Source organism: Streptomyces paradoxus (genome assembly GCF_014202475.1).
Classification (GTDB): domain Bacteria; phylum Actinomycetota; class Actinomycetes; order Streptomycetales; family Streptomycetaceae; genus Streptomyces; species Streptomyces paradoxus.
In genome coordinates this window covers 163,076-185,875 of record NZ_JACHGV010000002.1, presented here as the reverse complement: position 1 = coordinate 185,875, position 22,800 = coordinate 163,076, and the positions used below count along the sequence as shown (strand labels likewise).

Here is a 22,800-nt window from a genome sequence, read left to right as displayed (position 1 = left end):
GGGTGCCTCTCCCTGTGGGGGAGCCGGGCAGCACGGGACACCCCGGCGGCTCGGCTCCGTATACCTCGACGGTGCCGTGCCCGGCGGTCTGCCGGGCACGCGAGCCGGTCACGAACCGTAAGGGCGATCCGGCTCACCACCACGCGTGGCGGCTTACGGTTGCGGGTCAGCGCCGGAATTGCACCGGCTTCCCCCCGTACGGTGTGATGACGACCCGCTTACTGTACCCGCACGTAGGAATCGGGCCGAGGGGGCCGGGTGGGGGCTTGGTCACGTGCGGGCGGGGCGATCGGAGTGGCTGTCGTTCGGTGGCGGCGGAGCGGCGGAGCGGCTCGGGTCGGTGGGGTGTCGCGGGTGAGGGGGCTTCGCTTCGCGCCGATCACGCCACCGCGGGGACGGCTGCTCGGATCCGGGCGCCGGGCCGAAGCCGAACTCGTGGAAAGCGCAGAGGAGTTGATCCTCTCCCGGGCGCGGAGCGGCTAACGTGGGGCTTCCCGACCACACACGCAGGAGCGTCCATGACCGACCAGGCGGAGAACCCCGAGCAGGAGCCGTTCCCCAAGATCGACACCTCGGTGCCGCACTCGGCCCGGATCTGGAACTACTGGCTGGGCGGGAAGGACAACTACGAAGTCGACCGGCTGGCCGGTGACGCGTTCCGCGAGATCTTCCCCGGCATCGAGACCGGCGCCCGCGCCGCCCGCTACTTCCTCGCCCGCGCCGTGCGCCACCTCGCCGCCGAGGAGGGCATCCGCCAGTTCCTGGACATCGGCACCGGCCTGCCAAATGTGGATAACACCCACCAGATCGCCCAGCGGGTGGCCCCGGAGAGCCGGATCGTCTACGTCGACAACGACCCCCTGGTGCTGGCCCACGCCCGCGCCCTGCTCACCAGCACACCGGAAGGCGTCACCAACTACGTGGACGCCAACCTGCGCGAGCCGGGCACGATCGTCCGCGAGGCCGGGAAGACCCTGGACTTCGACCGGCCCGTCGCCCTCATGCTGATGGGCATCCTGGGTCACATCGAGGACCACGACGAAGCCCGCTCGATCGTCCGGCAGCTGGTGGACGCCCTGCCCCCCGGCAGCTACCTCGTGCAGTACGACTCGACCGACACCAGCGAGGACTACGTCCGCGCCATCCAGCAGTACAACGACGGCGGTTCGGTCCCGTACATCCTGCGCAGCCCCGAGCAGATCGCGCGCTACTTCGACGGCCTGGAACTGCTCGAACCGGGCGTGGCCTCCTGCTCGCGCTGGCGCCCCGACGCGGCGGCCCTGGGCCTCCCCGCCGAGGTGCACCAGTACGGCGGCGTCGCCCTCAAACGCTGAACCGCCCGGCGGCTCAGGTCTCCTGAAGGATGCGGTGCAGGATGGTCGGAGTCTCGTCCGGCGACTCGGCTTCGACCACCAGCCGGTTCATGGCGTCCCAGTAGCACTCGATGTCGGCCGGCCGGTCGGGGTAGAGCGCGGTGGTGAGCTGCTCCAGGCAGACCACGTCGGGCAACTGCCCGCCGGGCAGCCGCAGAATGGTGACCGGACCGCCCTCGGCCGCGTGCGCGCCGGCCACGAACGGCAGGATCTGCACCGTGACGTGCGGGAGCCGGCACATCTCGATGAGATGCCTGAGCTGGTCCCGCATCACACGGATACCGCCCACCGGGCGGCGCAGCGCCGCCTCGTCGATCACGGCCCACAGCTGGGTCGCCGGCTCCCGGTGCAGGATCCGCTGGCGGGCCATCCGCAGCGCGACGCGGCGGTCGGTCTCCGCCGCACCGGCATCCGGGTGGGCGAGCCGGACGCCGGCCCGGGCGTAGTCGGCGGTCTGCAGCAGACCGGGGACGCGCTGGACCCGGAAGCAGCGGATGAGGCTCGCCGCCTGCTCGGCCCCGAGGTAGGTCTGCGTCCAGGCGGGCACGACATCGCTGTAGTGGCGCCACCAGGCGGGGGTGTTGGCCTGCTCGGCGAGCGCCAGCAGGGTGGCCCGCTCTGCCTCGTCCGTGACGCCGTAGAGGGTGAGCAGATCGGCGACGTCACGCAGTTTGAAGCCGTGGCGGCCGGCCTCCATACGGCTGATCTTGGAGGGGGAGGCACGGATGACGTGCCCGGCGTCCGCCCGGCCGATGCCCCGTTCCTCCCGCAGCCCGCGCAGCCGGGCGCCGAGGGCGAGGCGCGGCACCATGGGCCCGGTGCACCCGCCGTCCAGGGTCCCGCTGCCGGTCGTCGTGCGTGCGGCCTCTTCGGTGCCCATGGGCATCTCTCCCGGTGCGAGCGTTGCGTCCGACCATCCTAGGGGGCGCCCGGCAACGTCAAGAGCCCTGTGACGCGGGCATGTTCGCACGCGGTGTGGGGCCGCCGAAGGGAAGGTGGAGGGTCCGTGAGGCAAGCAGCCAGTTCCCGTCGCCCACCCGGCGGAACGTGTCCTCGTAGTGCCCGATCCGGACCGGCGGCCCGGCCGGGACGACACCGCCCTCGTAGCCGTCGACGCGGTACGTCGTGAAGTAGGAGACCGCCTGCGCCGGCCACTGGCAGAGGCCGTCCTCCTTTTCTAACACTCCTTGCGCGGCCGGGTACGTCTACGCCGCCGCGTACGTCACCGGGTCGCTCCCCGGCACCGCCTCCGCCCGGCCCAGCTTCACCAGCCGCCGCAGATGCGCCTCGGCCTCCGAGACGGCGATGGTGCGGGAACCGTACGGGATCTCGGCCCAGGGGCGGTTCCACTCCATGCGCTCGGCGAGCTGCCAGGGGGTGAGGGGCTCGGCGAGCAGCGCCAGCAGGGCGGTCAGGCGGGACTCGTGGTGGGTGAGCAACTCGCGTACGCGGCCGGCGGCGTCGGAGAACGGGTGCTGGTGGGCCGGGAGGACCTCGGCGGGGGCCAGCCGCCCGACGCGCTCCAGGGAGTCGAGGTAGTCGCCGAGGGGGTCGGTGACCGTGGCGTCGTCCGGATCCTCGTAGAGGCCGATGTGCGGGGTGATCCCGGGCAGCAGGTGGTCGCCGGAGAACAGGCGCCCCCGGCCCGGGAGTTGCGCCGGGTGGGTCTCCTCCAGGTGGAGGCAGACGTGGCCGGGTGTGTGCCCCGGCGTCCAGATCGCGCGCAGGCGGCGGCCGGGCAGCTCCAGGAGTTCGCCGGGGACGATGTCGCGGTCGGGCAGGGCGGGGGAGAGGCCGGGCAGGGTGCGGCGGCGGGGCTGCCGCAGGGGTGCGACGTGTTCCTCGGGGGCACCGGCCGCGGTGAGCTTGGCCGCCATGTAGGTGAACCAGCGTTCGGGGCGGGCCTCCCGGGTCCGCCGTACGACCGCGGTGTCCGCCGCGTGCATCGCGATCCACGCGCCCGACGCCTCCCGGACCCGGCCGGACAGGCCGTGGTGGTCCGGGTGGTGGTGGGTGATGACCACGCCGTGTATCTCGGCCGCGGAAGTGCCGCAGGCCGTGAGGCCCCGCGCGAGGGTGTCCCAGGACTCCGGGTCGTCCCAGCCGGTGTCGATCAGCACCGGGCCGCGGTCGGTGTCGACGACGTACACCAGCGTGTGGCCGAGCGGGTTGTCCGGGATCGGGACCCGCAGCGACCGGACGCCTCCGCCGTGATCGGTCACCTGTGTCATGGGCTCCCCTGTCGCCGGCTCCCCGTCACTATAACTAGAACGGGTTCCAATGGGGGTCCCCCGGTGCTGCGCGGTCCGTGGACTCCTCGGGGCGGGGCTGGTATCAGTGGGCATATCTGATGAACCGTCAGAGAACGCTCCCGGGGAGGCAGTCGGCCATGACCGAACTCGTGGAACACGGACAGCTGTTCATCGGCGGGGAGTTGACCGACCCCCTGGGCCAGGACGTCATCGAGGTGGTCTCACCGCACACCGAGGAGGTCATCGGGCGCGTCCCGCACGCCTCGACGGCGGATGTGGACCGGGCCGTGGCGGCGGCCCGGCGCGCGTTCGACGAGGGCCCTTGGCCGCGCATGAGCCTCGACGAACGGATCGAGGTCGTGGGCCGCATCAAGGACGCCGTCGCCCTCCGGCACGACGAGATCGCCCGCGTGATCTCCGCCCAGAACGGCTCGCCGTACTCCTGGAGCGTCCTCGCCCAGGCGCTCGGCGCGGTGATGGTCTGGGACTCGGCCATCACCGTCGCCCGGAACTTCACCCACGAGGAGCGGCGCGACGGCGTGCTGGGCCGGATCCTCGTCCGGCGCGAGCCCGTCGGGGTCGTGGCCGCCGTGGTCCCCTGGAACGTCCCGCAGTTCGTCGCCGCCGCCAAGCTGGCCCCGGCCCTGCTCACCGGATGCACGGTCGTCCTCAAGCCCTCGCCCGAGTCGCCGCTCGACGCCTACCTGCTCGGCGAGATCGCCCGCGAGGCCGGGCTGCCGGAGGGCGTGCTGTCGATCCTGCCCGCCGACCGGGAGGTCAGCGAGTACCTGGTCGGGCACCCCGGCGTCGACAAGGTGTCCTTCACCGGGTCGGTCGCGGCCGGCAAGCGCGTGATGGAGGTCGCCGCCCGCAACCTCACCCGCGTGACGCTCGAACTGGGCGGCAAGTCGGCGGCCGTCGTGCTGCCCGACGCGGACATCGAGACGGCCGTGGCGGGCATCGCCCCGGCGGCCTGGATGAACAACGGGCAGGCCTGTGTGGCCCAGACCCGCATCCTCCTGCCGCGCTCCCGCTACGACGAGTTCGCCGACGCCCTCGCCGCCGCGGCGGGCGCACTGACGGTCGGCGACCCGCTGGACCCGGCGACCCAGGTGGGCCCGCTGGTGGCCCGGCGGCAGCAGCAGCGCAACCTCGACTACATCCGCATCGGGCAGGAGGAAGGCGCCAAGATCCTCACCGGCGGCGGACGCCCGGCCGGCATGGACCGCGGCTGGTACGTCGAGCCGACCCTCTTCGGCGACGTCGACAACTCCATGCGCATCGCCCGCGAGGAGATCTTCGGCCCGGTGATCTGCCTGCTGCCCTACGACGACGAGTCCGACGCCGTGAAGATCGCCAACGACTCCGACTACGGGCTGAGCGGCAGCGTCTGGACGGCGGACGTCGAGCACGGCATCGACATCGCGCGCCAGGTCCGCACGGGCACGTACTCCGTCAACACCTTCAGCCTGGACATGCTCGGCCCCTTCGGCGGCTACAAGAACTCGGGGCTGGGGCGGGAGTTCGGGCCCGAGGGGTACGGCGAGTACCTGGAGTACAAGATGATCCATCTGCCGGCGCAGGCCTAGCCATGGGCGACCGCTGGCACGTCGAGGTCGACCGCTCCCTGTGCATCGGCTCGGCGCAGTGCCTCCACCACGCGCCGGACGGCTTCCGCCTGGACGCCGCCCGCCAGTCCCGTCCCACCGCCCCGGACATGGACGCGAACGAGCGGGTGCTGGAGGCGGCCGAATGCTGCCCGGCGGAGGCGATCACCATCACGCTGGGGGACAGCGGGGAGGCGGTGTTCCCGCCGGACGAGTAGCGCCCGTAGTGCCGTAGCGCCCGAAAAATCATGGAACGAGGGGTTTCATTCCCTTGCGGGCGTTCTATCCTGGAAATCGGCCTACGAGATGAGTGAGGGAGTCCGACCGGAGTAGCCGACGTCGGCGGGAAGTGAAGTTAGGGCTTCCGCTGGTGCCGACTGCGACGGTAGGGCTGAGAGGCCGGAAGGACGCAGGGCCGCAAGGCCGGGCGACCGGAAGGCGACCCCCATCACCTGATCCGGACCATGCCGGCGAAGGGAACCCGTCTCGTAGGTCCTTGGTGTGTCCGGGGGGGCTACGGAGTGGCCGGTGCCGTCAGGTCGATCAGGCGGCACACCGTCTCGATGTCGATCTTCACCTGGGCGATCGAGGCGCGGCCCGACAGCCAGGTGATCAGCGCGGAGTGCCAGGTGTGCTCGATGACCCGGACCGCCGAGAGCTGCTCCGGGGTCGGGTTCTCCTGGCCCATCGCGTCCAGGATGATCGCCGTCGTCTGGCGGGAGACCTGGTCCACCTCGGGGCTCACGCTGCGGTCGGCGAAGGTGAGGGCGCGGACCATCGCGTCGGCCAGGTGCGGCTCGCGCTGGAGGGCGCGGAAGGCCCGCATCAGCGTCTCCGCGACCCGCTCGGCCGCCGTCTCGCCCTGTGGGGGCTTCTTCCGCAGCGTGCCGTGCATGTGCTCCAACTGGTCCTGCATCGTGGCGACCAGCAGATGGATCTTGGACGGGAAGTAGCGGTACAGCGTGCCGAGCGCCACCTGCGAGGACTCCGCGACCTCGCGCATCTGCACGGCGTCGAAGCCGCCCCGGCTGGCCAGCTGCGCACTCGCGTGCAGGATGCGGCGGCGGCGGGCCTCCTGCCGCTCCGTGAGGGGCGGGGAGGCGGGGGCTGCCGCTCCGGCTTCCACCTTGGCCGGCTTGTTCACCTTGGCGCTCACCTTGGCTTCCGCGGGCATGTGTCGGTCCCGTTCCGTGACCGTCCGTGAGGACGAGTGATCACACAGCATGGCACGGCGCCGGTCGTGGCGTGAATCACCTGATCCACTGCTCACAGCACCCCTACCTGCCGGTAGATTCAGAGCCTCCGAACGATCAAGTCTGAAACTTGTTCTAGATTAGCGTCCCGGCGTAATCTCGCGGGACAGTGCAGGGAGAAGGGGGCCCAGAGTGACCGCTGAGGCCAGTCAGGCCGGGGCTACGGAGGGCCCCGCCGCCGACGGCTTGCGACCGCTCCACATCGCGCTCCTCACCTATAAAGGGAACCCGTTCTGCGGCGGACAGGGCGTCTATGTCCGGCATCTCTCCCGCGAACTGGCCCGCCTCGGCCACCGGGTCGAGGTCATCGGCGCCCAGCCGTACCCCGTCCTCGACGAGGGCTACGACGGGCTGAGCCTCACCGAGCTGCCCAGCCTCGACCTGTACCGCCAGCCGGACCCCTTCCGCACGCCGGGGCGCGGCGAGTACCGCGACTGGATCGACGCGCTGGAAGTCGCGACGATGTGGACGGGCGGCTTCCCGGAACCGCTGACCTTCTCGCTGCGCGCCCGCCGCCACCTGCGCGCCCGCCGCGGCGAGTTCGACGTCGTGCACGACAACCAGACCCTCGGCTACGGCCTGCTGGGCGATGTCGGCGCGCCCCTGGTGACGACCGTCCACCACCCCATCACCGTCGACCGGCAGCTGGAGCTGGACGCGGCGGAGGGCCGGAAGCGGCGCCTGTCGGTGCGGCGCTGGTACGCCTTCACGCGCATGCAGAAGCGCGTCGCGCGCCGGCTCCCGTCCGTGCTCACCGTGTCCGGCACCTCGCGGCAGGAGATCATCGACCACCTCGGTGTCCGGCGGGACCGCATCCACGTGGTCCACATCGGCGCCGACACCGACCTGTTCTCGCCCGACCCCTCGGTGCCGGTCGTGCCGGGCCGGATCGTGACGACGTCCAGCGCGGACGTGCCGCTGAAGGGCCTGGTGCACCTCGTCGAGGCCCTGGCCAAGGTGCGTACCGAGCACCCCGGCGCCCATCTCGTCGTCGTCGGCAAGCGCCCCACCGAAGGACCGGTCGCCCAGGCGATGGAGCGCTACGGCCTCGCCGGGGCCGTCGAGTTCGTCAAGGGCATCACCGACGCGGAACTCGTCGACCTCGTGCGCTCGGCGCAGGTCGCCTGCGTGCCGTCGCTCTACGAGGGCTTCTCGCTCCCGGCCGCCGAGGCCATGGCGACGGGCACGCCGCTGCTCGCCACGACCGGCGGGGCCATACCCGAGGTCGCCGGCCGCGACGGTGAGACGTGCCTGGCGGTACCGCCCGGCGACGCGGGCGCGCTCGCCGCGGGCCTGGGCCGGCTGCTGGGCGACGCGGAGCTGCGCGCCCGGCTCGGCGCGGCCGGACGGGAACGCGTGCTCCGGCACTTCACCTGGGCCAGGGCCGCGGAGGGCACGGTGGCCCGCTACCGCGAGGCCATCGAGCGGGCCGGGGTCCGCACCGTCCCGCGGGCTCCCGGGCATCCGGCCCCCTCGACAGGTGCCGTGGCCGTAGCCCCGGCAGGCACAGCAGGTGCTGCCTCGGCAGCCCCGGCAGATGTAGAAGGCGTCAACTCCGAAAGCAGGGCCACGTGCTGACCGTCGACTTCTCCCGGTTCCCGCTCGCCCCGGGCGACCGCGTCCTGGACCTCGGCTGCGGTGCCGGCCGGCACGCCTTCGAGTGCTACCGGCGGGGCGCGCAGGTCGTGGCGCTGGACCAGAACGCCGACGAGATCCGCGAGGTCGCCAAGTGGTTCGCGGCGATGAAGGAGGCCGGCGAGGCCCCCGAGGGCGCCACCGCCACGGCCATGGAGGGCGACGCCCTCGCGCTGCCCTTCCCCGACGAGTCCTTCGACGTCGTGATCATCTCCGAGGTGATGGAGCACATCCCCGACGACAAGGGCGTCCTCGCGGAGATGGTGCGGGTGCTCAAGCCCGGCGGGCGCATCGCCGTCACCGTCCCGCGCTACGGGCCCGAGAAGGTCTGCTGGGCCCTCTCCGACGCCTACCACGAGGTCGAGGGCGGCCACATCCGCATCTACAAGGCCGACGAGCTGGTGGAGAAGATCCGCGAGGCCGGCCTGGAGCCGTACGGCACGCACCACGCGCACGCCCTGCACTCGCCCTACTGGTGGCTCAAGTGCGCGTTCGGCGTCGACAACGACAAGGCGCTGCCGGTGCGGGCGTACCACAAGCTGCTCGTCTGGGACATCATGAAGAAGCCGCTGGCCACCCGGGTCGCCGAGCAGGCGCTGAACCCGCTGATCGGCAAGAGTTTCGTGGCGTACGCGACCAAGCCGCACCTCCCCCGGGTGGACGCCAAGTGACGACCCCCCGGACAGAACACCTCGTCCTGCCCGGGGTCCTCACCGCCGGGCAGGCCGCCGCGACCGTCGCCGGCATCCTCGCCGTGCAGCGCGAGGACGGCGCGATCCCCTGGTTCCGGGGGCACCACCTCGACCCGTGGGACCACGTCGAGGCCGCCATGGCCCTCGACACGGCCGGTGAGCACGAGGCCGCGGAGCGCGCCTACCTGTGGCTGGCCCGGCACCAGAACGAGGACGGCTCCTGGTACGCCGCCTACACCGACGGCGATCCCGACGCGGTCACCGACCGGGGCCGGGAGACCAACTTCGTCGCCTACATAGCCGTCGGCGTCTGGCACCACTACCTCTCCACCGGCGACGACGCGTTCCTGGACCGGATGTGGCCGGCGGTGTACGCGGCGGTGGAGTTCGTGCTCCGCCTCCAGCAGCCCGGCGGGCAGATCGGCTGGCGGCGCGACGACGACGGTACGCAGACGGCGGACGCCCTGCTGACGGGCAGCTCCTCCATCCACCACGCGCTGCGCTGCGCCCTGGCCATCGCCGAGCAGCGCGAAGAGGCCCAACCGGACTGGGAGTTGGCGGCGGGTGCGCTGCGGCACGCCATACGCCACCACCCCGAGCGGTTCCTCGACAAGAACCGGTACTCGATGGACTGGTACTACCCGGTGCTCGGCGGTGCGCTGACCGGGGCGGAGGCCAAGGCCCGGATCGAGGAGGACTGGGACCGGTTCGTCGTCCCCGGGCTGGGCGTGCGGTGTGTGGTTCCCAACCCGTGGGTGACGGGCGGTGAGTCGGCCGAACTCGCGCTCGCGCTGTGGGCGATGGGGGAGTCCGACCGAGCGCTGGAGATCCTGCAGTCGATCCAGCACCTGCGGGATCCGGAGAGCGGGCTGTACTGGACCGGGTACGTGTTCGACGACGACGCGGTCTGGCCGCGGGAGCTGACCACGTGGACCGCGGGGTCGTTGTTGCTGGCCGTGGCCGCGCTCGGGGGGCACGAGGCCACGTGCCAGGTGTTCGGTGGTGCGGAGTTGCCTGTCGGGCTCGAGTCGGACTGCTGCGCCTAGGAGCTCGGGGGGCGTCGCCTGTTGTGCGGGCGCGGGTAGTGCGTGGTCGATCGCGCAGTTGCCCGCGCCCCTGAGGCATCAATGCCGGTGTGCTCGATTGGCGATGGCGTGGCCGATGAACAGGTACACCACCGCTGCCAGGCCGTAGCCGCAGACCACTCGGGCCCACGCCTCGTCGAAGGTGAACAGGTCGTGCGACCAGCCGGCGAGCCAGCGGGCCGCGTCGTGGATGAACTGGACGAACGAGTTGCCCGGGTTGGCATCCAGCAGGTACATCAGGATCCAGAGACCCAGGATCAGGGCCATGATGTCGGCCACGACCGCGACGATCGTGCCGGCTTGATTCGCACCGTTGCGATATCGAGGGGACATACTCTCCGGATTGCCCTTGAACTCTGGATGAAACCCGGCCAGGTGAGCCACCCTCCACCGGTCTCCTCCGTGCGCTTCCCCGTACGGCCAACCCACGTTCCCTGACAGGGCGTTCGGGGTACACCGGCATCACCGACGATCCTGGCCCGGCCAGTCGGGGAGAACGTCGGTGTCACGGGGGGAGCATGCAGGTGTCCGTGAACAGACCCGCCACCGCTGAGCCGCGGTTGACCGTCACCAGACCCCCGCGCCGGCGTCTGCGCAGAGCGCTGGCGTCGGCGCTGCCCGTCCCGGTCGTCGGGCTGGCCCTGCTCGTGGCCTCCGGGAACCTGCTGCTGCCGCTGCGGCAGGTGGTCACCGTGGAGGCCAAGATGGCCTCGAAGAGGGACTTCTTCCAGGACCCCGTGGTCGAGCGGCTGCTGATGAAGCACGGCTTCCGGGTGCACATCACCAACATGGGCTCGCGGGAGATCGCCAAGCAGGACTACGAGGGATACGACGTCGTCTTCCCCTCCGGCCAGCCGGCCGCCGACCTGATCAGCCGGGAGCGCGCCCGGGCGAACCGTCCGGTGCTGCTGTACCGCCCGTTCGTCAGCCCCATCGTGCTGGCCACCTACCGGGACTACGCCGAGGTGCTCACGGCGGAAGGCGCCGCGAAGCGCCTGCCGGGCCCGGCAGGCAGACCGATGTACTACACCCTCGACATGCGGAAGTTCCTCGATCTGGCCCGGGGCAAGAGGGCGAACGTCCGGCGTGACCCCGGTAACGGCTACCGCTGGGACGAGATCGACCGCGACGACCGCGTCCGCAACGGCAACAAGATCCTCGCCCAGACCTCGGACATCTGCGAATCCAATTCCGCCGGCACCTACCTCGGACTCGTGGCCTTCGTCGAGCACGGGAACGACGCGCCGGACAGCGAGGCCGAGGCGGAGCAGCTCGCCCGGAAGATCAAGCCGCTCCTCGTCGAACAGGGCCTGCCGTCGTCCGAACGGGCCGAAACGTATCTGTCGCCCGACGGGCAGAGCATCGCCCCGGTGACGGTGATCTACGAGCACCAGTTCCTCGCCCACCAGATCGGGCACGAGGCCGACAAGGGCACGACCGACGACGAGCGCGTCCTGCTCTACCCGTCCACACGCTTCGTCACCGAACCCCAGCTCGTCGCGCTGACCGGCGAGGGCGCCCGGCTCGGCGAACTCGTCGCCGAGGACCCCGAACTGCAGCACCGGGCAATGGAGTTGGGCTTCCGGGCCCGCAGCGCCACCGGCGGCGCCACCGGCGACGAACTCACCCGGTTCCTCACCGAGCGGCAGATCCCGGTGCCCACCACTTCCTCCGACGACACCCGGGCGGTGCTGCCCAGTCTGCCCCTGCTGGAGAAGATGATCGAGATCGTCGGCGACTGCCCGGACCGGGCGGACAGCCGGTGAGGCGCGGCTGGGGTCTGCCGGCCCTCTGCCTCGCCCTCGTCGCCGGCCTCCTCACCGCCTGCTCGGGCGACGGAGGTGACGACACGGTCCGGCTGCGCGTGCTCGCCGGTCCCGATCTCGCCGTACTCGCGCCGCTGCTCGGGGAGTTGAAGGACGAGACCGGTGTCGACCTGCGTCTGGACCACCGGGCCGACGCCGAGACCAAGGCCCCGGACCGCGGCCGGTACGACCTCGCGTGGCTGTCCTCGGACAGCTATCTGCGTCTCACCGACAAGAACGCGATCCGGGGGCTGCAGCGCACGCCCACCATGACGTCCCCCGTCGTCATCGGCCTGAAGCCGGACGTGGCCCGGCGGCTTCGCGCCCAGGTGCCCGGCTCCCGGCTCAGCTGGGCCGACATCGCCGACGCCGCCGCCACCGGCACCGTCCGCTTCGGCATGGCCGACCCCCGGCACGCCGGCAGCGGACTCGCCGCCCTCGTGGGGGTCGCCACCGCCGCGGCCGGCACCGGGGCCGCGCTGCGCCCCGAGGACGTCTCCTGCGACCGGCTGCGCGGCTTCCGCTCCGGCCAGACCCTCACCGCCGACACCGGCCCCGCCCTGGCCGACGCCTACGTCGATCACCAGGACGAGGCGAACGCCCTCATCACGTACGAGTCCGACCTGCTCGCCCTCAACGCCACCGGCCGCCTCGACGAACGCCTGGAGATCATCCGTCCCCAGGACGGCACGGTCCTGGCGGACTTCCCGCTGCTCCTGCTGAACCCGGCCCACCGCCCCGCGTACGACAAGGTCACGCAGTGGCTGCGGCGCGACTCGGTGCAGCGGCAGATCATGCGGCACACGCTGCGCCGTCCCGTGAACACGACGGTCACCCGGGAGGCGCGGCTGCGCGAACCGGTCGGCAACGCCCTCTTCTACCCCGACCGGCCCGTCGTCCTCGACACCCTGCTCGCGGACTACGGGGACCCCGACCGCCGCACCACGAGCCAGGTGGTGTTCCTGCTCGACTTCTCCGGCTCGATGCGCGGCGCCCGGATGGCCGCCCTGCGCGAGGCCTTCGCCGGACTCAGCGGCGCGGACCCCACCGCCTCCGGCAAGTTCACCCGCTTCCACCGGGGCGAGCGGCTCACCGTCGTCCGGTTCGGCGGCCGGGTGCTGGGGGAGAAGACCGTCACCGTCACCGGCCCGAAGGACCTGACGGCCCTCGCCGGCACCGTCGCGCGGGGCTCCTACGGCGACGCCACCGCCGTGTGGTCCGCCCTCGACCACGGCTACCGCACCGCCGCCCGCGAACTGTCCGCCGACCCCGACCGCTCCGTCTCACTCGTCCTGATGACCGACGGCGAGAACAACGCCGGCCTGCCCTATGCGGAGTTCGTACGCCGTCACCAGGCGCTGCCCGCCGCCGTGCGCACCGCCGTCCACACCTACGCGGTCCACTTCGGCGAGGCCGACGCCGGCGAGCTGCGGAGTGCGGCGGCGAGAACGGGCGGACGGATGGTGGAGGCCGCCGACTCGTCCCTTTCCGAGGCTTTCAAGGAGATCCGTGGCTGTCACTGACGCACTGTGGTGGAGCCTTTGGTGGCCGTGGATGACGGTCTGGCTGGCGACGGCCGCCGGCGCGGTGGTGCTCGCGGTGGTCCTGGTGCGCCACGCCCGGGAGCGCCGCAGGCACCTGCGGCGCTGGCAGTCGGCGTACAGCATCTGCCTGTATCTGGACGAGCAGGCGGTGATGGACTTGTACGAGCTCGGCAACTACCGGTCCGCGCTGGAGGAGGCCGTCGAGCTGCGGACGAAGGTCGACACGAGTGTCGGCTTCTGGAGCCGGATGCTGACCTGGCTGTTCCGCTTCCGGCTGAAGCGGGACGTCAGCCAGGAGACGTTCCGCAAGTTCGTGCGCAAGGACAAGCCGATCAACGTGATCGGCGTGGTCATGGAGGCCTTCGACCGGGCCGACGCCATCGTCCATGCCGACCTGACCACGCTGACGGTCGTGCCGAACCGGAACCTCGCCGACAACCTGGCGGACGGCCGTGCGGTGACGCTGAGCCGCATCGGCGAATTCGTCTCGGTCAAAGGGGTGTTCACGCGCGTGCCGGAGGTGGCGGAGGGATTCGTCCTGCGGGCCGAGTACGGCGCCGAACGGCCCCCGGTGTACATGCGCGTCGTGGCCGCCGGGGACGCGCGCCGCTCCATCCCGGCCGGCACCTTCACGGCCCGCTGCCTGGGCAAGATGACGGGCTGGCGCGAGGACACCCGCGAGGTGACGCTGGAGGCGATCGCGATCTTCTGGTGACCGCCGTCGCTCACCGGGAGTTGAGTTCGGCGAGCACGCGCAGGGAGTGCGGGTCGGGGGCGAGCGCCAGAAGGTCGGTCACCGGCCCCTTGCGCCACGACTCCAGCCGTTCGGCGATGCGTTCACGCGGGCCGACCAGGGAGATCTCGTCGGCGAAGGCGTCGGGGACGGCGAGCACGGCCTCCTCCCGGCGGCCGTCGAGGAACAGCCGCTGGATCCGGCGGGCTTCGTCCTCGTAGCCCATGCGGGCCATCAGGTCGGCGTGGAAGTTGCGGGCCGCGTGGCCCATGCCGCCGATGTAGAAGCCGAGCATCGTCTTCACGGGCAGCAGGCCCTCGGCGACGTCGTCGCAGACCCGGACCTGTGCCATCGGCGCGACCAGGAACCCTTCGGGCAGCTCCGCGAGGGCCGGGCCGTAGACCTCCGGCCGGGTCGGTGACCAGTACAGCGGCAGCCAGCCGTCGGCGATCCGGGTCGTCTGGGCGACGTTCTTCGGGCCCTCGGCGCCCAGCAGGACCGGCAGGTCCGGGCGGAGCGGGTGGGTGATCGGCTTGAGGGGTTTGCCGAGACCCGTCGCGTCCGGGCCCCGGTAGGGGTGGGAGTGGAAGCGGCCCGCCAGTTCGACGGGGGCCTCGCGGCGCAGCACCTGCCGCAGGACGTCGACGTACTCGCGGGTGGCCGTGAGCGGCGAGGCGGGAAATGGGCGGCCGTACCAGCCTTCGACGACCTGCGGGCCGGAGAGGCCGAGGCCCAGCATCATGCGGCCGCCGGAGAGGTGGTCCAGGGTGAGGGCGTGCATCGCGGTCGTGGTGGGTGACCGGGCCGCCATCTGCGCGACGGCCGTGCCCAGCCGGATGCGGGAGGTGTGGGCCGCGATCCAGGTGAGCGGGGTGAACGCGTCCGAGCCCCAGGACTCCGCCGTCCACACGGAGTCGTAGCCGAGCCGCTCGGCCTCCTGCGCGAGGGGCACATGGCCCCGGGAGGGGCCGCGGCCCCAGTAGCCGAGCGCGAGACCGAGCCGCATGCCTGCCTCCTGACGGTGAGTCAGCTGACGGAGGACTGTACGGCAACGGCCCCCCGCCCGGAAGGGCGAGGGGCCGTGCGAGAGGGGTGCGGGCTCAGCCGCGCTGGATGCCCGACGTGTCCTGCAGGACACCGCGGCGGCCGTCCTGCGTCTGGGCGACCAGGGCCGCGCCGCGCTGCTCGACGGCCAGGTACCAGGTACCCGGGGCGAGTTCGGCGATCGGCGTCGGCGAGCCGTCCTCCGCGAACAGCGGTCGCGGCACCGGCACCGCGAACCAGAACGGGGAGAAGTCCCCGGCCGGCTGCTGCGGCTGCGGCTGGGCCTGCGCCTGCTGGGGCTGACCGCCGAACGGCTGCCCGGGCTGCCCCGGCTGCGGCTGGCCGTAACCGCCGGGCTGCTGGGCGCCCGGGTAGCCGTAACCACCGGGGGGCTGCGCGCCGTAGGGCTGCGGGGAGGCCGGGCGGGGGGCCGGGAGCAGGGCGCCCTTGAGGGCCGGGACGAGGGGGGTGGCGAGGGCGGCGGCGGCCATCAGCAGCGTGGCGACGAGGGCGAGGATGATGCCGATACCGGGGCTCGGGGCGCCCTCGCTGCCGTTGTCACCGATGTTGTCGAAGCCACTGGGCACGTCGAAGATGTTGCCCAGCGCGCTCCACGCGGCGAATACCGTGAAGGCGACGCCGAAGGGGACGAGTTCCAGCCCCGCGATCTTCGGGGCCTGCGGCAGGCCCCGGCCGACGACGACGAGCGCGGCGCCGATGATCCCGGCCAGCACGACGCTGAACACGACCGGGCCGCTGCCCCACAGGCTGGGGAGGTCGACGCTGTCGGGGACATTGTCGAACGAGTAGAGGTCGAGGAACGACGCGATCAACAGCAATACCGCTGCTCCGATCACCACGCCGTCGCCCCGAGTGAGGGAGCGGATATTCACTTCAGGTCCTTCGTAGGTCGTCTCATCGTCGGTAGAGGCGTCGCTGTCACCATGCCGCCGTCCGGACTCGGTGTGAAGCGCGGGGGTGGCCCCTCATCGTAAGGAGGACCCTATCGTCCGCCAGGTCAGGGTGTCCGCCGGGATCTGCCGGCCTCGGACTACCCGCGCAGAAAACTCACGATTCCCTCGGAGATCCCTTGCGCCGCCTTCTGTCGCCAAGCGCCGCTGGTGAGCAACGCAGCGTCCTTGCTATCGCGCATGTTGCCGCACTCGATGAACACCTTGGGAACCGTTGACAGATTGAGACCGCCCAGGTCCTTACGCGTGACGAGTCCGCCGCCGTCGCCGGCGTAGTTGGAGGGCGCGCTGCCGGTGACCGCGACGAAGCGGCCCGCGACGCGCTCGCCGAGGTCGCGGGAGGGACCGACGATCGCCCGGGTGTCCGCGGCACCCGAGTGGACCGCACCGGGCAGGATCACGTGGAAGCCGCGGTTGCCGGCGCCCGAACCGTCCGCGTGGACCGAGACCACGGCATCCGCCTTCGCCTCGTTGCCGATCCGGGCCCGCTCGTCCACGCACGGCCCGTACGGCCGGTCGGCGTCCTGCGTCAGCTTCACCGTGGCGCCCTGCTTCTCCAGCAGCGTGCGCAACCGGTGCGCCACGTCCAGCGTGAACTTCGCCTCGGTGTAACCGTCGTTGGTGGACGTGCCCGTGGTGTCGCACTCCTTCGAGTTCGTCCCGATGTCCACCTGGCGGTTGATCTCGGACGCGTGCTGGAAGTTGCCCGGGTTGTGCCCCGGGTCGATGACGACGACCTTGCCCTTGAGCGGGCCGGTGGCGGCGGGCGCGGAGGCCGAGGACGTGCCGGTGGGCTCCGGGGAGGCGCTCGGCTCCTTGGCGTCGTCGGAGGGCACGCTCGACGCGGCGGGCGAGGAGGACCGTACGCTCGCCTGCCCCGAGCCCCCGTCGTCCCCCGAACCGCCCACCGTCTCGTACACCAGCCAGCCGAGCAGCGCCCCCGGCACCAGCGCGGCGAGCGCGACGGTCAGGGGCCCGCGGCGGGGGCGGCGGTTCTGGGGAGGTTCGAAGTCCGGGCCTGCGTACGACACGCTGCCACCCTAGCGGCCACGCGCGGGGGCGGCGGGCCGCGGACGGCCCGGCGGTGTGGCGGCTACGTCCCGTTCCCGCCGGCGTCGCCGTGCCGTACCGCCTCCTTCACCCGCGCCTCCACCTCCTGGCGCGGTGTGCCCTCCTGCTTCGCGTAACCGGTCACGGCCGCCTGGACGTCGCGGGCGAGATCGCGCCAGGCGCGCCAGGCCGTCTCCCAGGTGGTGGTCTGCTGGTCGCTCCACTTGGTCTGGGTGGGCGGCCCGTACGCGTCCTGCAGATGACGCACGCGGGCGTACGCCTCGTCCGCCGCGCGCTGCTTCTCCACGAGCTCTGCGAAGGTGTGTGCCACGCGCCCGGATCCTTGGGCAGTGACGGCCGCCCGCCGACGCGCCACGCCGCCCGTGGGCCGACCGGGCGGGGGTGCGCGGGGCGCAGTTCACCCGCCCAGCCGTTCCCTCAGATGCCCGGGCCCGTGCGGCGCAGGACGCGCAGCGAGTCCGTCGCCGAGACCTCCGTGAAGGCGCCTGAGGCGAGCGCCCGGAGGTAGACGCGGTACGGGGCCTGGCCGGTGAACTCGTCCTGCGGGTCGGGGAAGACGTCGTGGATGAGCAGCAGGCCGCCCTCGGCGACGTGCGGGGCCCAGCCCTCGTAGTCGGCGCCTGCGTGCTCGTCGGTGTGGCCGCCGTCGATGAAGACGAACCCCAGCGGCGTACGCCAGAACGCGGCGATCCGCGGAGAACGCCCGACCAGCGCGACCACGTGGTCCTCCAGGCCCGCCTTGTGGAGCGTGCGGCGGAACGCGGGCAGCGTGTCCATCAGCCCGACCTCCGGGTCGACGGTCTCCGGGTCGTGGTACTCCCAGCCCGGCTGCTGCTCCTCGCTGCCGCGGTGGTGGTCGACGGTGAGCGCGCTGACCCCGGCCCCGCGGGCCGCGTCGGCGAGCAGGATCGTGGACCGGCCGCAGTAGGTGCCGACCTCCAGCAGCGGCAGCCCGAGCCGCCCGGCCTCCACGGCCGCCGCGTACAACGCCAGCCCCTCGCCGACGGGCATGAACCCCTTCGCCGCTTCGAACGCGGCCAGGATCTCGGGCTTCGGGGCCGCGGGCATGGGGTTCCTCTCGGTCGTACGACGGACAGGGCGCCATCGTGCCGTACCCCCTGCCGCGAGGACGACAGGGGGTACCGGTGAGGAGCAGGGGTGGGCGGGGGAGTCAGGCGGAGACCGTCTCGCCCGGCAGCGGCAGGTCCAGGTCGACCGGGCGCTCGTCGCCCGCGTGGGTCGCGGACGAGGCGAGCGGGCCGTGCCCCTGGGCGCGGGCGGCCACGACGTAGGAGCCCTGCGCGGGGACGGCGAGCGCGTAGCTGCCGTCCTCGGCGGAGAGCGTCGCCCCGGCCTGGCGGCCGCGGCGGTCGATGAGCGTGACCTTGGCGCGGGCGACCGGGGAGCCGTCGGCGTCCAGCACCCGGCCGCGGAAACCGCGCAGGACCCGCTCGGCGCGCTCCAGCGCCGCGTCCTCCTCGCTGCTCGCGCGCAACTGCGGCTTGTCCGACGGCCGTCGGCCCGGCAGGAACAGCGCCAGGAGCAGGCCCACGGCCACCGCGCCCGTCGCGATCAGGAAAGAGACCCGGAAGCCGTGCATGGTCGGGATCTCGACACCGCCGACGTTGTTCGCGGTGTTCGCCAGCACCATGCCGATCACGGCGCTCGACACCGACGTGCCGATGGACCGCATCAGGGTGTTGAGGCCGTTCGCCGCACCGGTCTCCGACGCCGGGACCGCGCCCACGATCAGCGCGGGCAGCGAGGAGTAGGCGAGGCCGATGCCCGCGCCCAGCAGCACCGAGATGACCAGGCTCTGCCAGGCGGCGCTCATCAGGCCGAGGCCGGCGCCGTAGCCGATCGCGATGATCAGCAGGCCGAGGATCAGGGTGACCTTGGGGCCGTACTTCGCGGACAGCCGGGCGTAGACGGGCGCCGTGAACATCATCGTCAGGCCGAGCGGCGCGACGAGCAGACCCGCGACGACCATCGACTGGCCGAGGCCGTAGCCGGTGGACGTCGGCAGCTGGAGCAGCTGGGGCAGGACCAGGGAGACAACGTAGAAGGAGACGCCGACCATGATCGAGGCGAGGTTGGTGAAGAGGACGGCGGGACGGGCCGTGGTGCGCAGGTCGACCAGCGGGGCCTTCAGACGCAGTTCCATCACGCCCCACAGCACGAGCACGACCGCCGAGGCGGCGAACAGGCCGAGCGTGGTGCCGGAGGTCCAGCCCCAGTCGCTGCCCTTGGTGATCGGCAGCAGGAACAGGACGAGCCCGGCGGACAGGCCGAGCGCGCCCGGCAGGTCGAAGGAGCCCTCGGCGCGCACCGGGGACTCCGGTACGACGAGGAGGGTCAGGGCGATGGCGAGCGCGCCGAGGCCGGCGGCGCCGTAGAACAGGGCGTGCCAGTCGCTGTGCTGGGCGACGAGGGCGGCGGCGGGCAGGGCGAGGCCGCCGCCGACGCCTATGGAGGAGCTCATCAGGGCCATCGCCGAGCCGAGCTTCTCGCGGGGCAGCATGTCGCGCATCAGGCCGATGCCGAGGGGGATCGCGCCCATCGCGAAGCCCTGGAGCGTACGGCCGGTGATCATGAGCAGCAGATCGCTGGTGAGTGCGCTGACCAGGGCGCCGACGACCATCACGGCCAGACTGAGGATCAGCATGCGGCGCTTGCCGTACAGGTCGCCGAGGCGGCCCATGATGGGGGTGGCCACCGCTCCCGACAGGAGGGTCGAGGTGAGGACCCAGGTGGCGTCGCTGGGGGCGGTGTCCAGCAGTTGCGGCAGATCCTTGATCACCGGAACGAGCAGGGTCTGCATCACCGCGACAACGATGCCCGCGAAGGCGAGCACCGGAACCACGGCCCCGCTCGCTCTGCCGGCGGGGCGGTCTGTCGTCGTCTGCGTCATGTGAGGAAGGCCTCCGGGCCGGGAGCGTCGGGTTACGTGGAGTGGGAACCTTGTATGTCGAGGCAACTATTCCGTTGCTTCGGCACCCTAACGAAAACTTGACCTTTCCTTGGGAAAGGGGCCGCGTATCCGCACGAGGCCCTAGGTCGAAATGCCGATGCGGGGAGCTTGGAGTGGTTGAGAGCATGACACTCATGCTCGAAGCCGCCGAAATGACCCGTACGCCTCGCCGTACCGCGCCTCCCACCTGGCTGGTGGTGGCGCTCACCTGCGCCGGGCAGTTCCTCGTCGTGCTGGACGTGTCCGTCGTCAACGTGGCCCTGCCGTCCATGCGGACCGGGCTCGGGCTCAGCGAGCAGGGCCTGCAGTGGGTCGTGAACGCCTACGCCATCGCCTTCGCCGGGTTCATGCTGCTCGGTGGCCGGGCCGGGGACCTCTACGGCCGCAAGCGGATGTTCCTCGTCGGACTCGGCCTGTTCACGCTGGCCTCCGCGGCCGGCGGACTGGCGCAGGACGACTGGCAGCTGCTGGTGGCACGGGCCGTGCAGGGGCTGGGCGCGGCGGTGCTGGCGCCCTCGACGCTCACGATCCTCATGGCTTCCGTGCCCGAGGGGGCGGCCCGGGCCCGGGCCATCGGGACGTGGACGGCGGTCGGGGCCGGCGGTGGCGCCGCGGGCGGCCTCGTCGGCGGGCTGCTGGTGGAGACCCTCTCCTGGCGCTGGGTGCTGCTGATCAACGTGCCCGTCGGGGCCGTGGTGCTGTGCGCCGCCGCCTGGTTCCTCACCGAGGGCCGGGCCGGGGACGGCCGGCGCCTCGACCTGCCGGGCGCGCTGCTCGTCACGACCGGTCTGGGCGCGCTGGCCTACGGCATCTCCCAGACGGAGGCGGCGGGCTGGACGGCACCGGCCACCCTGCTGCCGCTGGTCGCCGGTCTGGCCCTGCTCGGAGCGTTCCTCGCGGTCGAGGCCCGCACGGCGAGCCCGCTGATGCCGCTCGGCCTCCTGCGCATCCGCTCGGTCTCCTCCGCCAACGTCTCGATGTTCCTGTGTGGTTCGGCGATGTTCTGCATGTGGTTCTTCATGACCCTCTACGCGCAGAACGTCCTCGGCTACACGCCGCTGGAGGCCGGCCTCGCCCTGGTGCCGAGTTCCCTCGCCGTCATCCTCGGCTCCAAGCTCGCGCCCCGTCTGATGCGGCCGGTCAGCCCGCGCAACGTCGCCGCGCTCGGAACCCTGGTCGCCGTGGCCGGTTTCGCCTGGCAGTCCACGATGACGCCCGACGGCTCCTACGCCACCGCGATCCTCGTCCCCGGCGTCCTCATGATGCTCGGTGCGGGGCTGGCCGCGACCCCCCTCGCATCCCTGGCCACGTCCGGCGCCGCCCCCCAAGAGGCGGGCCTGGTCTCCGGTCTCGTCAACACGTCCCGCACGATGGGCGGTTCCCTCGGCCTGGCGGTCCTGTCCACCCTGGCCGCGGCCCGGTCGGCGGGCAGCACGACGCCGCAGGCCCTGACGGAGGGGTACGCACTCGCGTTCCGGGTGGGGGCCGTGGTGCTGACGGCCGGGGTCGCGCTGATGTGGGTGTGGCTGCCGCGGACGGCGGTGGAGCGGGAGGCCTGAAAACAGTGCGGCCGGCGCGGCCCGGAAACGGGGCGTGAGGACCCGCCACGGGTGCGCCGCCGCTCTTTCGGCCCGGGGGCGGGGCGCCCCCTCCCCGGGGCGCGTCCCCGCCCCGCGGCGGCCCGCGCACGGCCTCCTGCTCATGCCGGGAAACCCGCCTGACCTGGTCTTTCAGTACATCTGGCCCTACCGTCGACGGACGCGGAAGGGGGACCGGATGGACCGGAACATACGCACCGTCGACGACGTACTCGCCCTGCTCGACGGCCTGTTCGCGCCCGAGGCCGATCGGTGGACCGGGCGTGGTGCCGACTGGTGGGACGACTTCTACACCGACCGCTCCCGGCCGGTGCCGTTCTTCGCGGCGCGACCGGACGAGAGCCTGGTGGCCGCCGTGGAGCGAGGGGTGCTCCGCGGGGGCCGGGCGCTCGATCTGGGCTGCGGGCCGGGGCGCAACGCGCTGTACCTGGCGGCTCGGGGATTCGACGTCGACGCGGTCGACCTCTCCTCGACGGCCCTCGACTGGGCCGGGGAGCGGGCCCGCGAAACGGGGGCGGAGAACGTGCGGTTCCACCACGGGGACGCGTTCGCACTCGCCGGCGAGGACCTCACCGGCCCGTACGACCTCGTCTACGACTCCGGCTGCTTCCACCATCTGCCGCCGCACCGCCGGGTCAGCTACCTCGCCCTCCTGGAACAACTCCTGGCGCCCGGAGGCCTTTTCGGTCTCACGTGCTTCGCAGCCGGGGCCGGCGGGATGGGGTCGGAGCTGCCCGACACCGACTTCTACCGTGAGGGGGCCGGGCTGCGGGGCGGACTCGCGTACACGCCCGAGGCGTTGCGGGAGATCTTCTCCGGCCTGACCGAACTCGAGCTGCGGCGGATGCGTGACGAGCCGGAGGAGTCCGAGCGCTTCGGGAAGTCCTTCCTCTGGACGGCGCTGTTCCGGCGGGCGTGACGCTCAGAGCCGGCCCTGGCGGCGGGCCTCGCGGAGGGCTTCCATGCGGTTGCGGGTGAACAGGCCTCGCTCCATCAGCGGCCACGGCAGCACGACCGGGTCGCCTCGAGCCGGCACCTCATGCACGGACTCCGGCAGGACGAATGTCACCGCCACGCCGATCTGACGCGGCGTCAGGAGCCTTCACAAGTGCCGGGGCCTCGGCTATACAGAGGGCGCGGGACTGGAACGCGTTTCAGTTCGCGTC

At 72.1% G+C, this 22,800-nt stretch carries 21 protein-coding genes, 1 pseudogene and 1 riboswitch; of the genes and pseudogenes, 11 read left to right on the top strand and 11 right to left on the bottom strand.

Features of this window, described 5'->3' with window-relative positions; translation table 11 throughout:
• Positions 1 to 85 precede the first annotated feature (85 nt).
• Positions 86 to 193, bottom strand: a riboswitch (cobalamin riboswitch).
• A gap of 325 nt (positions 194 to 518) precedes the next feature.
• Positions 519 to 1,334, top strand: coding sequence for an SAM-dependent methyltransferase (locus HNR57_RS05810; protein ID WP_184557162.1), 816 nt, complete (start codon positions 519 to 521; stop codon positions 1,332 to 1,334).
• A 13-nt stretch (positions 1,335 to 1,347) separates the two neighbouring features.
• Here HNR57_RS05810 and HNR57_RS05805 read toward each other — a convergent pair whose 3' ends face one another.
• From HNR57_RS05805 to HNR57_RS05795, 3 genes and pseudogenes are all read right to left on the bottom strand, one after another.
• Positions 1,348 to 2,253: a Sco1979 family transcriptional regulator gene (locus HNR57_RS05805; protein WP_184557159.1), complete on the bottom strand. Its 906-nt coding sequence runs from the start codon at positions 2,251 to 2,253 to the stop codon at positions 1,348 to 1,350.
• A gap of 58 nt (positions 2,254 to 2,311) precedes the next feature.
• Positions 2,312 to 2,521 (bottom strand): annotated as a pseudogene (locus HNR57_RS05800) (nuclear transport factor 2 family protein); the annotation flags it as partial.
• Positions 2,522 to 2,578: 57 nt separating this feature from the next.
• Positions 2,579 to 3,604 carry a Strvi_7410 family MBL fold metallo-hydrolase gene (locus HNR57_RS05795; protein WP_184557156.1) on the bottom strand — a complete coding sequence of 342 codons (1,026 nt, stop codon included), beginning with the start codon at positions 3,602 to 3,604 and terminating at the stop codon, positions 2,579 to 2,581.
• A 158-nt stretch (positions 3,605 to 3,762) separates the two neighbouring features.
• Between HNR57_RS05795 and HNR57_RS05790 the strand changes: the two genes are divergently transcribed.
• The gene (locus HNR57_RS05790) at positions 3,763 to 5,214 is read left to right on the top strand and encodes an aldehyde dehydrogenase (RefSeq protein ID WP_184557153.1); all 1,452 of its coding nucleotides are present in this window, start codon (positions 3,763 to 3,765) and stop codon (positions 5,212 to 5,214) included.
• A gap of 2 nt (positions 5,215 to 5,216) precedes the next feature.
• On the top strand, positions 5,217 to 5,450 hold the full coding sequence (locus HNR57_RS05785) for a ferredoxin (RefSeq protein WP_184557150.1): 234 nt from the start codon (positions 5,217 to 5,219) through the stop codon (positions 5,448 to 5,450).
• Between the two features lie 296 nt (positions 5,451 to 5,746).
• Here HNR57_RS05785 and HNR57_RS05780 read toward each other — a convergent pair whose 3' ends face one another.
• Positions 5,747 to 6,406 carry a TetR family transcriptional regulator gene (locus HNR57_RS05780; RefSeq protein WP_184557148.1) on the bottom strand — a complete coding sequence of 220 codons (660 nt, stop codon included), beginning with the start codon at positions 6,404 to 6,406 and terminating at the stop codon, positions 5,747 to 5,749.
• Positions 6,407 to 6,617: 211 nt separating this feature from the next.
• Between HNR57_RS05780 and HNR57_RS05775 the strand changes: the two genes are divergently transcribed.
• From HNR57_RS05775 to HNR57_RS05765, 3 genes are read left to right on the top strand one after another with little or no spacing between them, the layout of a single operon-like run.
• Positions 6,618 to 8,063 carry a glycosyltransferase family 4 protein gene (locus HNR57_RS05775; RefSeq protein ID WP_184557145.1) on the top strand — a complete coding sequence of 482 codons (1,446 nt, stop codon included), beginning with the start codon at positions 6,618 to 6,620 and terminating at the stop codon, positions 8,061 to 8,063.
• The gene (locus HNR57_RS05770; RefSeq protein ID WP_161366924.1) at positions 8,057 to 8,791 is read left to right on the top strand and encodes a class I SAM-dependent methyltransferase; all 735 of its coding nucleotides are present in this window, start codon (positions 8,057 to 8,059) and stop codon (positions 8,789 to 8,791) included. Before HNR57_RS05775 ends, HNR57_RS05770 begins: the two co-directional genes overlap by 7 nt.
• Positions 8,788 to 9,858 (top strand): prenyltransferase/squalene oxidase repeat-containing protein, encoded by a 1,071-nt coding sequence (locus HNR57_RS05765; protein WP_184557142.1) that lies wholly within the window; start codon positions 8,788 to 8,790, stop codon positions 9,856 to 9,858. The genes HNR57_RS05770 and HNR57_RS05765 overlap by 4 nt, the downstream gene beginning before the upstream one ends.
• A 78-nt stretch (positions 9,859 to 9,936) precedes the next feature.
• Here the strand turns inward: HNR57_RS05765 and HNR57_RS05760 are convergent, their stop codons facing one another.
• On the bottom strand, positions 9,937 to 10,230 hold the full coding sequence (locus HNR57_RS05760) for a hypothetical protein (RefSeq protein ID WP_030837127.1): 294 nt from the start codon (positions 10,228 to 10,230) through the stop codon (positions 9,937 to 9,939).
• 191 nt (positions 10,231 to 10,421) lie between these two features.
• On the opposite strand from HNR57_RS05760, the gene HNR57_RS05755 reads away from it, so the two are divergent.
• From HNR57_RS05755 to HNR57_RS05745, 3 genes are read left to right on the top strand one after another with little or no spacing between them, the layout of a single operon-like run.
• The gene (locus HNR57_RS05755; RefSeq protein WP_313672952.1) at positions 10,422 to 11,663 is read left to right on the top strand and encodes a hypothetical protein; all 1,242 of its coding nucleotides are present in this window, start codon (positions 10,422 to 10,424) and stop codon (positions 11,661 to 11,663) included.
• Positions 11,660 to 13,225 (top strand): vWA domain-containing protein, encoded by a 1,566-nt coding sequence (locus HNR57_RS05750; RefSeq protein ID WP_184557140.1) that lies wholly within the window; start codon positions 11,660 to 11,662, stop codon positions 13,223 to 13,225. Before HNR57_RS05755 ends, HNR57_RS05750 begins: the two co-directional genes overlap by 4 nt.
• Positions 13,212 to 13,961 (top strand): hypothetical protein, encoded by a 750-nt coding sequence (locus tag HNR57_RS05745; protein ID WP_184557137.1) that lies wholly within the window; start codon positions 13,212 to 13,214, stop codon positions 13,959 to 13,961. Before HNR57_RS05750 ends, HNR57_RS05745 begins: the two co-directional genes overlap by 14 nt.
• Before the next feature lie 10 nt (positions 13,962 to 13,971).
• Here the strand turns inward: HNR57_RS05745 and HNR57_RS05740 are convergent, their stop codons facing one another.
• The 6 genes from HNR57_RS05740 to HNR57_RS05715 all read right to left on the bottom strand — a co-directional run bounded on the left by HNR57_RS05740 (position 13,972) and on the right by HNR57_RS05715 (position 19,976).
• The gene (locus tag HNR57_RS05740) at positions 13,972 to 14,985 is read right to left on the bottom strand and encodes an LLM class F420-dependent oxidoreductase (protein ID WP_184557134.1); all 1,014 of its coding nucleotides are present in this window, start codon (positions 14,983 to 14,985) and stop codon (positions 13,972 to 13,974) included.
• Between the two features lie 94 nt (positions 14,986 to 15,079).
• Positions 15,080 to 15,916 carry a DUF5336 domain-containing protein gene (locus HNR57_RS05735; RefSeq protein ID WP_184557131.1) on the bottom strand — a complete coding sequence of 279 codons (837 nt, stop codon included), beginning with the start codon at positions 15,914 to 15,916 and terminating at the stop codon, positions 15,080 to 15,082.
• 158 nt (positions 15,917 to 16,074) lie between these two features.
• Positions 16,075 to 17,025 carry an N-acetylmuramoyl-L-alanine amidase gene (locus HNR57_RS05730; RefSeq protein ID WP_184557128.1) on the bottom strand — a complete coding sequence of 317 codons (951 nt, stop codon included), beginning with the start codon at positions 17,023 to 17,025 and terminating at the stop codon, positions 16,075 to 16,077.
• Between the two features lie 62 nt (positions 17,026 to 17,087).
• Positions 17,088 to 17,375 carry a hypothetical protein gene (locus HNR57_RS05725; RefSeq protein WP_184557125.1) on the bottom strand — a complete coding sequence of 96 codons (288 nt, stop codon included), beginning with the start codon at positions 17,373 to 17,375 and terminating at the stop codon, positions 17,088 to 17,090.
• 107 nt (positions 17,376 to 17,482) lie between these two features.
• Complete coding sequence (locus tag HNR57_RS05720) at positions 17,483 to 18,133, bottom strand: class I SAM-dependent methyltransferase (protein ID WP_184557122.1); 651 nt, start codon at positions 18,131 to 18,133, stop codon at positions 17,483 to 17,485.
• A gap of 103 nt (positions 18,134 to 18,236) precedes the next feature.
• Positions 18,237 to 19,976 carry an MFS transporter gene (locus tag HNR57_RS05715; protein ID WP_184557119.1) on the bottom strand — a complete coding sequence of 580 codons (1,740 nt, stop codon included), beginning with the start codon at positions 19,974 to 19,976 and terminating at the stop codon, positions 18,237 to 18,239.
• Positions 19,977 to 20,161: 185 nt separating this feature from the next.
• On the opposite strand from HNR57_RS05715, the gene HNR57_RS05710 reads away from it, so the two are divergent.
• Both HNR57_RS05710 and HNR57_RS05705 read left to right on the top strand, forming a co-directional pair.
• Positions 20,162 to 21,595 (top strand): MFS transporter, encoded by a 1,434-nt coding sequence (locus HNR57_RS05710; protein WP_184557116.1) that lies wholly within the window; start codon positions 20,162 to 20,164, stop codon positions 21,593 to 21,595.
• 217 nt (positions 21,596 to 21,812) lie between these two features.
• Entirely contained in the window at positions 21,813 to 22,553 is a 741-nt protein-coding gene (locus HNR57_RS05705; RefSeq protein WP_184557114.1) for a class I SAM-dependent methyltransferase, read from the top strand.
• The last annotated feature ends 247 nt before the right edge of the window (positions 22,554 to 22,800 follow it).